Annotated in this window: 7 protein-coding genes; 5 read left to right on the top strand and 2 right to left on the bottom strand. The window is 71.1% G+C overall.

What is annotated here, in order from left to right:
* Nucleotides 1–34: 34 nt before the first annotated feature.
* Both ACFCY7_RS37800 and ACFCY7_RS37805 read right to left on the bottom strand, forming a co-directional pair.
* Nucleotides 35–826, bottom strand: coding sequence for a BTAD domain-containing putative transcriptional regulator (locus ACFCY7_RS37800; RefSeq protein WP_376490615.1), 792 nt, complete (start codon nt 824–826; stop codon nt 35–37).
* A 192-nt stretch (nt 827–1,018) separates the two neighbouring features.
* Complete coding sequence (locus ACFCY7_RS37805; RefSeq protein WP_376490616.1) at nt 1,019–2,674, bottom strand: penicillin-binding transpeptidase domain-containing protein; 1,656 nt, start codon at nt 2,672–2,674, stop codon at nt 1,019–1,021.
* A gap of 452 nt (nt 2,675–3,126) precedes the next feature.
* On the opposite strand from ACFCY7_RS37805, the gene ACFCY7_RS37810 reads away from it, so the two are divergent.
* The 5 genes from ACFCY7_RS37810 to argJ all read left to right on the top strand — a co-directional run bounded on the left by ACFCY7_RS37810 (nt 3,127) and on the right by argJ (nt 9,728).
* Nucleotides 3,127–4,848, top strand: a complete 1,722-nt coding sequence (locus ACFCY7_RS37810; RefSeq protein WP_376490617.1) for a thiamine pyrophosphate-binding protein — start codon at nt 3,127–3,129, stop codon at nt 4,846–4,848.
* 2 nt (nt 4,849–4,850) lie between these two features.
* On the top strand, nt 4,851–6,383 hold the full coding sequence (locus ACFCY7_RS37815) for an asparagine synthase-related protein (protein WP_376490618.1): 1,533 nt from the start codon (nt 4,851–4,853) through the stop codon (nt 6,381–6,383).
* 63 nt (nt 6,384–6,446) lie between these two features.
* A complete protein-coding gene (gene speB, locus ACFCY7_RS37820) occupies nt 6,447–7,388 on the top strand; it encodes an agmatinase (RefSeq protein WP_376490621.1) in 942 nt (313 codons plus the stop codon).
* A gap of 16 nt (nt 7,389–7,404) precedes the next feature.
* Nucleotides 7,405–8,382 (top strand): clavaminate synthase Cs1, encoded by a 978-nt coding sequence (cs1, locus tag ACFCY7_RS37825; protein WP_376490619.1) that lies wholly within the window; start codon nt 7,405–7,407, stop codon nt 8,380–8,382.
* Between the two features lie 164 nt (nt 8,383–8,546).
* A complete protein-coding gene (gene argJ, locus ACFCY7_RS37830) occupies nt 8,547–9,728 on the top strand; it encodes a bifunctional glutamate N-acetyltransferase/amino-acid acetyltransferase ArgJ (RefSeq protein ID WP_376490620.1) in 1,182 nt (393 codons plus the stop codon).
* Nucleotides 9,729–9,791: the final 63 nt, after the last annotated feature.

Below are 9,791 nucleotides of genomic sequence, written 5' to 3' on the forward strand. Positions count from 1 at the left end.
GCGGCGAGGAACGGGGGCCCGTGGGGCGGGGACGTCACCCCTTGACGCAGCCGACCTTCAGGTAGTGCTCGTCCTGACGCAGAATCGCCTGCATCACCTTCGTCAGGGGGACACCGGGGTTGATCCCGATCTGCTCGCGCAGGATCTTCTTGGCCTGGTGGAAGACCTGGATCGCGTCGGCCTGACGGCCTTCCGCGTAGTACGCCATCATGAGCTTGACGTACAGGTCCTCCCGGAACGGATCGTGGTCGACCAGTCCCGACAGGCGGTTGATCGCCTCGGTGTAGTACCCGAGGCCGAGGTCCGCCTGGGCGCGGAGTTCGACCGCCGCGGTGCGCTCCTCCTGGAGCGACTCGGCCTTGAGGCGGAGCCGGCTCGACGTGACGTCGGCGAGGGCCGGGCCCCGCCACAGGGCGAGCACCGAGTCGAGCCGTTCGGCGGCGTCCTTGTGCTTGCCGCGCTGGTGCAGGTCCCGGGCCGCCCGTACCGCGTCCCGGAACACGAAGAGGTCGATGGATTCCTGCGGCGCCCTCAGTTCGTAGCCGCGGTCGTGCGAACGGATCACGTCGCGGGCGAGACCGGCCTGGGTCAGGGCCTTGCGGACCATCCAGACCGAGGTCTGCAGCTGCCCCGTGACGGTGAGCGGCGGCTCGCCGTCCCAGGAGTCCTCGATGATCGCTTCTTTGGAGACGACCTGTCCGGCTCGCAGGGCGAGGGCGGCGAGGAATCGCCGCTGCCGCTGGCCCTGCATGGGTACCGGCTCACCCTCCTGCACGAGGGCCACCGGGCCGAGAAGCCGGATCGTCGCCTCATTCCACGTACTCATGGCTTAACTTCCCCCGTCGAAGACGAGCCAAGCCCCTGTCGGAATGGGGCGGGCGTGGCTGGATGCGTTTTCGTTTGGCCAGTACTTGCCATTCCTTGGACGTGCGGGCGCTGATCCTAGGCGATTGAGGAGAACGCGGTGAGTGCGGAGAACGTCTCCTGGCTGAAAACTCACCGCAGTCGACCTCGACTGTCACTTCGTCAGATTTTTCAGGAACTTGGCTGCAATGGGACCCGCGTCGCGGCCGCCCGACCCGCCGTCCTCCAGGAGAACGGCCCAGGCGAGGTTCCGGTCGCCCTGGTATCCGATCATCCACGCGTGGGTGCGCGGCGGGGTCTCGGTGCCGAATTCGGCGGTGCCCGTCTTGGCGTGCGGTTCACCGGAAATGCCTCTGAGGGCCTTGCCGGCACCGATGGTGACGGTCGCGCGCATCATGCCCCGCAGGGAGTCGACGACGCCGGCGTCCAGACGGGCGGGCGCCTCGTACTTCTTGCGCACGGCGTCCGGCACGAGGACGGGCTGCTTGAAGACGCCCTCCTTGACGGTGGCGGCGATCGAGGCCATCACCAGGGGGGACGCCTGCACCCTGGCCTGTCCGATGGTGGACGCGGCCTTGTCGTTGTCGCTGTTGGAGACCGGGACGCTGCCGTCGTAGGTGATGGTGCCGACGTCCCAGGCCCCGCCGATGCCGAAGGCCTGGGCGGCCTCGTGCAGGCCGGCGCCGGGCAGCTTGGCGCGGGAGTCGACGAAGAAGGTGTTGCAGGAGTGCGCGAAGCTGTCCCGGAAGGTGGATCCGGGCGGCAGGACGAACTGGTCCTGGTTCTCGAAGCGCTGGCCGTTGACGTTGGCGAACTTGGGGCAGTCGGCGCGGTCCGAGGGCTTCATGCCCTGCTTGAGCAGGGCGGCGGCGGTGACCACCTTGAAGGTCGAGCCGGGCGGGTAACGGCCTTCCAGGGCGCGGTTCATCCCGGAGGGCTTGTTCGCGGCGGCCAGGATGTGGCCGTTGGTGGGGTCGATCGCGACGACGGCCGCGTTCTTGGTGACGCCTTCCAGGGCGGCCGCGGCGGCCTCCTGGACCTTCGGGTCGATGGTCGTGCGCACCGGCTTGCCCTGGGCCTCCCCGCCGCCGGAGAGGGTCTTGACCGGCTGGCCGGAGGCGCGGTCCACCACGACGACCGACTTGCCCTGGCCCGAGCCGCCGGCCAGCTGCTTGTCGTAGCGGGCCTCCAGGCCGGAGACGCCCTTGCCGGTCTGCGGGTCGACGGAGCCGACGAGGGAAGCGGCCTTCAGCTCCCGGCCCTCGGCGTCGAGGACGGCGGCCCGGTCGCGGGCGTCGAGGGCGAGGGTCTGCCCGGGGACCATGTCCGGGTGGATCATCTCCGTGCGGAATTCGACCTTCCACTCCTTGCCGGACTCGACCACGTCGGCCTTCGACTTCCAGGAATAGGCGCCGGCTCCCGGTATGTCCATCGTCACGGTAAACGGAACAAGTACTTTCGCGTCCTTCCGCTCCCCGTCACCCGCGTCGATCCGGGTCGTGGCGGGCTTCAGGTTGGTCATCACGGACTTGATCAGCGACTCGGCGCCGTCCGGCGTGTCCGTCAGGCGCGCGGCCCGCCCGGCGTCGCCCGCCTCCCAGGCGTCGAGGAAGGCCGTCATCGCCTTCGTCGCCGCCGCGACCTTCGGGTCCTCCGAGTCGCCCGCGGCGCCCTTGAACAGAGTGGAATAACCCCAGTATCCGACTCCCGCGACCGCCGCCAGCACGACGCAGGTCGCGATGACGGAAGAGCCGCGAGAGCGCCCCCGGCGAGTGCGGTGTAAGCCGTCCTGATTTCGATAGCTAGCCATGATGTCGAGATTATGCGGACCCGAGTTTTACGCCACCGTCCACACGAGCATTTCAGGACAGCGGCACAAGTGAAGAAATCGTGAAAGGCGCAAGAATGGGGAACCATCGGGGCCTTGGGCGAGTCGCCGGAAAAAGGCTGACAGTGCGGGGCCCACCCGCCGGGAACCCCGCGATACGGAGCATAGAGAGGCGACGAAAGAGGGCATCCCGGAGAACGCTAAGTGGACTAGTCCACTGAAGATATCCCCCCGAACTCCCGTTCCCGTGAGCGGGAACTGTCCGGATCGCAACCGGTCGCACGGACGTCCGGGACCCGGTCCCTCTCCCCCCGAACCGCGCCCCTTCTTCTCCCGCTCTCCGCCCGGTCCCCGCGATACGACCGGGAGAGGACACGAAGAGGAGGCCCGATCAGGGTGGCGACATCGCCCTTCCGACCGACTCTGGAGACTCCATGTCCCGTGTATCGACCGGCCCCAGCACCGAACCGACCACCGCGCACGCGCTTCTGTCCCGGCTGCGCGAGCACGGTGTGGACAAGGTGTTCGGCGTCGTCGGCCGTGAGGCCGCGTCGATCCTCTTCGACGAGGTCGAGGGGATCGACTTCGTCCTCACCCGGCACGAGTTCACCGCCGGTGTCGCCGCCGACGTCCTCGCCCGCATCACCGGCCGCCCCCAGGCCTGCTGGGCCACCCTCGGCCCGGGCATGACGAACCTGTCCACCGGCATCGCCACCTCGATCCTGGACCGCTCGCCGGTCATCGCCCTGGCCGCCCAGTCGGAGTCCCACGACATCTTCCCGAACGACACCCACCAGTGCCTCGACCTGGTCAAGATCGCCGAGCCGATGACCAAGTACGCCGTCGAGCTCCAGCGCCCCCACGAGATCACCGACCTGGTGGACTCCGCGGTGACCGCCGCGATGACCGAGCCGGTGGGCCCGTCGTTCATCTCCCTCCCCGTCGACCTGCTCGGCTCCAGCGAGGGCATCGACACCTCCGCGCCGAACCCGCCGGCCCGCACCCCCGCCAAGCCGATCGGCGCGGTCGCGGACGGCTGGGAGAAGGCCGCCGAGGAGGCCGCGGAGCTGCTCGTGAACGCCGAGCACCCGGTCCTGGTGGTCGGCGCCGCCGCCATCCGCTCCGGCGCGGTGCCCGCCATCCGCGCCCTCGCGGAGCGGCTGAACGTCCCCGTCATCACCACGTACATCGCCAAGGGCATCCTGCCGCACGGCCACGAGCTGAACTACGGGGCCGTCACCGGCTACATGGACGGGATCCTCAACTTCCCCGCCCTGGACACCCTGTTCTCCCCCGTGGACCTCATCCTCACCCTCGGCTACGACTACGCCGAGGACCTGCGTCCCTCCATGTGGCAGAAGGGCGCCGAGAAGAAGACCGTCCGCGTCTCGCCCACCGCCAACCCGGTCCCCCGCGTGTACCGGCCGGACGTCGACGTCGTCACCGACGTGCTGGCGTTCGTCGAGCACCTCGACGCGTCGACCGCCGGGCTCGCCGCCAAGGACCGGCACGACATCGCCCCGCTGCGCGCCCGGATCGCCGAGTTCCTCGCCGACCCGGAGGCCTACGACGACGGCATGCGGGTCCACCAGGTCATGGACTCGATGAACACGGTCATGGCGGAGGTCGCCGGCGAGGGCCGCGGCACCATCGTCTCCGACATCGGCTTCTTCCGGCACTACGGCGTGCTGTTCGCCCGTGCCGACCAGCCCTTCGGCTTCCTCACCTCGGCCGGCTGCTCCAGCTTCGGCTACGGCATCCCCGCCGCGATGGGCGCCCAGATGGCCCGCCCGGACGAGCCCACCTTCCTCATCGCCGGCGACGGCGGCTTCCACTCCAACAGCGCCGACCTGGAGACCATCGCCCGGCTCAACCTGCCGATCGTGACCGTCGTCGTCAACAACGACACCAACGGCCTCATCGAGCTCTACCAGAACATCGGCCACCACCGCAGCCACGACCCCGCGGTGAAGTTCACCGGCGTCGACTTCGTCGCCCTCGCCGAGGCCAACGGCGTCGAGGCGACCAAGGCGACGGACCGCGACGAACTCCTCGCCGCCCTGCGCAAGGGCGCCGAGCTGGGCCGCCCCTTCCTGATCGAAGTCCCCATCTCCTACGACTTCCAGCCGGGCGGCTTCGGCGCCCTGAGCATCTGACCGTGAAGGCACCGGCGCTGCCGGCTGCCCACGGGTTCCTGGCCTCCGCCCGCTCGGGCGGGGGCCGGGTGCCCCGCGCGGCGTTCGCCGCCCTCGGCAGCCTCACCGACATCCACACGTCCCTGCCCGACCAGAACCTCTCCGCGGTCCTGGTGCACGGGCCCGAGACCGCACCCGAGGGCGCCCAGGCCCGGGACGCGGACACCGCCGTGCTGCTGGCCGGCGAGCTCTACAACCGCGAGGCCCTGCACTCCGTCCTGCCCCCCGGGCCGGAACCGGAGAGCGACGCGCAGCTGCTCCTGCAGCTGCTGCGCCACTACGGACCGCACGCCTTCCGGCTCCTCAACGGGCGCTTCGCGGCCGTGGTCGCCACCGGCCGCCGGGTCCTCCTCGCCACCGACCACGCGGGCTCGATACCGCTGTACGCGCGCGTGACGCCCGGCGAGGTCACCGCCTCCACCGAGGCCAAGACCCTGTCCCAGCACCGCCACCCGCGGGGCTTCCCGCTGGCCGACGCACGGCGCGTGCCGGGCCTGCCGGACGTCTACCAGGTGCCGGCGGGCACCGTGTGGGACACCGACCTGGAGTCCGGCACGGTCGAGGCCCACCCCGTCTGGCGGCCCCCGCTGTCCCGGCGGATCGTGCCCGAGGACGAGGCGGTGGCGGCCGTGCGCGCCGCCCTCGACGAGGCCGTCGCGGTCCGCGTCCCGACCGGCGACACGCCCCTGGTGGTGCTGTCCGGCGGCATCGACTCCTCCGGCGTCGCGGCCTGCGCCCACCGGGCGGCCGGCGCGCTCGACACGGTGTCCATGGGCACCGACACCTCGGACGAGTTCGCCCAGGCCCGCGCCGTCGTCGACCACCTCGGCACCGCGCACCGCGAGATCACCGTGCCCACCGCCGACCTGCTGGCCCAGCTCCCGTACGCGGTGTGGGCCTCGGAGTCCGTGGACCCGGACATCATCGAGTACCTGCTGCCGCTGGTCGCGCTCTACCGCGAACTCGGCGGGCCGGCCCGCCGGATCCTCACCGGATACGGCGCGGACATCCCGCTCGCGGGCATGCACCGCGAGGACCGGCTGCCGAACCTGGACACGGCCGTGGCGTACGACATGGCCACCTTCGACGGCCTGAACGAGATGTCCCCGGTGCTGTCCCTGCTCGGCGGCCACTGGACGACCCACCCGTACTGGGACCGGAACGTCCTCGACCTGCTCGTCTCCCTGGAGGCCGGGCTCAAGCGGCGGTACGGACGCGACAAGTGGGTGCTGCGCGCCGCCATGGCGGACGCGCTGCCCGAGGAGACCGTCACGCGGCCCAAGCTCGGCGTCCACGAGGGCTCGGGCACCACGTCGTCGTTCTCCCTGCTGCTGAGGGAGCAGGGGTTCGCGGAGCGGTCCGTCCGGGAGGCGAAGCGGCACGTGGTCCGCGAACTCTTCGACCAGACCGTGGTGGCGGGCCGCCACCCCTCCGAGGTGAGCACCGCCGACGCGGTGCGGTCCGTGGCCGAGCGCTTCGCCCGCGGGGCGGCATGAGCGCCCGGGACCACCGGGCCTCGTTCCCGTCCGTCGTCGACTTCCAGGAGGGTGGCTGAAGCCGTGGAGCGCATCGACTCGCACGTCTCACCCCGCTACGCGCAGATACCCACGTTCATGCGGCTGCCGCACGACCGGGACCCCCGCGGCCGCGACGTCGTGGTGATCGGGGCCCCGTACGACGGCGGCACCAGCTACCGTCCGGGCGCCCGGTTCGGCCCGCGGGCGATCCGCAACGAGTCGGGGCTCATCCACGGGGTCGGCATCGACCGCGGCCCCGGCACCTTCGACCTGATCGACTGCGTCGACGCCGGGGACATGGACCTGACCCCGTTCGACATGAACATCGCGATCGACACGGCGCAGAAGCACCTGTCCCACCTCCTGAAGGCCAACGCGGCCTTCCTGATGCTGGGCGGCGACCACTCGCTGACCGTGGCCGCCCTGCGCGCCGTCGCCGAGCAGCACGGTCCGGTGGCCGTGCTGCACCTGGACGCGCACTCCGACACCAACCCCGCCTTCTACGGCGGCCTCTACCACCACGGCACCCCGTTCCGGCACGGGATCGACGAGAAGCTGATCGATCCCCACGCCATGGTCCAGATCGGCATCCGCGGACACAACCCGAAGCCGGACTCGCTCGACTACGCCCGCGACAACGGAGTGCGCGTGGTGACCGCCGACGAGTTCTCGGAGCTGGGCGTGCGCGGCACCGCCGACCTCGTCCGCGAGCGGATCAAGGGCCGGCCCGTCTACGTGTCCGTCGACGTCGACGTGGTCGACCCGGCCTTCGCCCCCGGGACGGGCACGCCCGCACCCGGCGGCCTCAGCTCCCGCGAGGTGCTCGGGCTGCTGCGCTGCGTGGGGGACCTCAAGCCGGTCGGCTTCGACGTGATGGAGGTGTCCCCGCTCTACGACCACGGCGGGATCACCTCCGTGCTCGCCACGGAAATCGGCGCGGAAATGCTCTACCAGTACGCCCGCGCCCATCGGATCCAGAAGTAGAAGGAGACACGGCGCCATGACTTCTCCGATCATCGACTGCACGCCCTTCCGCGAGGAGTTGCTCGGCCTCGCGGGGCGGCTCCCGCAGGTCCCGCGCGCGGACCTGTACGACTTCCTCGCCCAGGCGGGGGGTCTCGCCGAGGACCTGCCCAAGGGGCTGTCCGCCGCCCTCGACTCGTTCAACGCCGCCGGCAACACGGACGGCTACCTGCTGCTGCGCGGGCTGCCCGTCGACCCGTCCGAACTGCCCGACACGCCCACCACCACCCCGGCCCCGCTGGACCGCCCGCTGTTCGTCATGGAGGCGATGCTCGCCCTGGCCGGGCGCCGGCTCGGTCTGCACACCGGGTACCAGGAGCTGCGCTCCGGCACGGTCTACCACGACGTGTACCCGTCGCCCGGCGCGCACTACCTGTCCTCGGAGACCTCCGAGACCACGCTGGAGTTCCACACGGAGATGGCGTACCACGTCCTCCAGCCGAACTACGTCATGCTCGCCTGCTCCCGGGCCGACCACGAGCGCCGGGCCGAGACGCTGGTCGGTTCGGTCCGCAAGGCGCTGCCGCTGCTCGACGAGCGGACGCGGGCGCGGCTCTTCGACCGCCGGATGCCGTGCTGCGTCGACGTGGCCTTCCGCGGCGGCGAGGAGGACCCGGGTGCCATAGCCGAGGTCAAGCCGCTGTACGGCGAGGAGGGTGACCCGTTCCTCGGGTACGACCGCGAGCTGCTCGCGCCGGAGGACCCGCGCGACAAGGAGGCCGTCGCCGCCCTGTCGCAGGCCCTCGACGACGTGACGGTCGGGGTCAAGCTCGAACCGGGCGACGTGCTGATCATCGACAACTTCCGCACCACGCACGCCCGTACGCCGTTCAGCCCGCGCTGGGACGGCGAGGACCGCTGGCTGCACCGCGTCTACATCCGCACCGAGCGCAACGGTCAGCTCTCCGGCGGCGAGCGCGCGGGCGACGTCGTCTCCTTCACGCCTCGCCGGTGATCTTCCCGCACGTCCGGTCGCGCCCCGCCGCCCTTTCGGCGCCGGGGCGCGATGGCACGCCCGGACGGAATTGCATGCATAGATATGCTGTGAACCTGGAAATGATGCGGTAGGGCGACGGACACCGCCGTCGCCCCGCCATCCGCGTGACAGGAGACGCCTTCATGTCCGAGCCCACACCGCGCGCACCGCGGGGATTCGTCACCCACACGGCACCGGTGGGACTGGCCGACGACGGCCGGGACGACTTCACCGTGCTCGCTTCCACCGCCCCGGCCGTGGTGAGCGCGGTCTTCACCCGCTCCCGGTTCGCCGGACCGAGCGTCCTGCTGAGCCGCGAGGCGGCGGCCGACGGCCGGGCCCACGGGGTCGTGGTCGTCGCGCGCAACGCGAACGTCGCCACCGGCCTCGAGGGCGAGGCCAACGCGCGCGAGGTGCGCGAGTCCGTCGCGCGCACCCTCGGCGTCCCGGAGGACGAACTCCTCATCGCCTCGACCGGGGTGATCGGCCGTCAGTACCCGATGGAGTCGATCAGGCGGCACCTCAAGACGCTCGCGCTGCCGTTCCCCGAGGGCGGCTTCGACCGGGCGGCCCGCGCCATCATGACGACCGACACCCGGCCCAAGGAGGTCTCGGTGCGGGTCGGCGGCGCCACCCTCACGGGCATCGCCAAGGGCGTCGGGATGATGGAGCCCGACATGGCGACGCTGCTGACGTTCTTCGCCACGGACGCCCGGCTCGACCCCGAGGAGCAGGACCGGATCTTCCGGCGGGTCATGGACCGGACCTTCAACGCGGTCAGCATCGACACCGACACCTCCACCAGCGACACGGCGGCGCTGTTCGCCAACGGCCTTGCCGGGGAGGTGGATCCGGCGGAGTTCGAGCAGGCGCTGTACACCGTCGCGCTCGCCCTGGTGAAGGACATCGCGAGCGACGGCGAGGGCGCGAGCAAGCTCATCGAGGTCCAGGTCACCGGCGCCCGCGACGACGCCCAGGCCAAGCGCGTCGGCAAGGCCGTGGTCAACTCCCCGCTGGTGAAGACCGCCGTGCACGGCTGCGACCCCAACTGGGGTCGCGTCACGATGGCGATCGGCAAGTGCTCCGAGGACACCGACATCGACCAGGAGCGGGTCACCGTCCGCTTCGGGGACGTCGAGGTCTACCCGCCGAGCGCCCGGGGCTCCGCGGACGAGGACGCACTGCGCGACGCCGTCGCCGAGCACCTGAAGGGCGACGAGGTGATCATCGGCGTCGACCTCGGCATCGCCGACGGGTCCTTCACCGTGTACGGCTGCGACCTCACCGAGGGGTACGTCCGGCTCAACTCGGAGTACACCACCTGATCCCGACCCCCTCGGTCCGGCCCGACCCGGCCGGCCCGGGGCGGTGGCCCCGGCCCCGCCCCG

This window comes from Streptomyces sp. NPDC056361 (assembly GCF_042262805.1).
Lineage (GTDB): Bacteria > Actinomycetota > Actinomycetes > Streptomycetales > Streptomycetaceae > Streptomyces.

Coding starts and splice junctions, on each gene's coding strand:
- ACFCY7_RS37800 (WP_376490615.1), bottom strand. CDS start 826: ATGAGTACGTGGAATGAGGCGACGATCCGGCTTCTCGGCCCGGTGGCC.
- ACFCY7_RS37805 (WP_376490616.1), bottom strand. CDS start 2,674: ATGGCTAGCTATCGAAATCAGGACGGCTTACACCGCACTCGCCGGGGG.
- ACFCY7_RS37810 (WP_376490617.1), top strand. CDS start 3,127: ATGTCCCGTGTATCGACCGGCCCCAGCACCGAACCGACCACCGCGCAC.
- cs1 (WP_376490619.1), top strand. CDS start 7,405: ATGACTTCTCCGATCATCGACTGCACGCCCTTCCGCGAGGAGTTGCTC.
- argJ (WP_376490620.1), top strand. CDS start 8,547: ATGTCCGAGCCCACACCGCGCGCACCGCGGGGATTCGTCACCCACACG.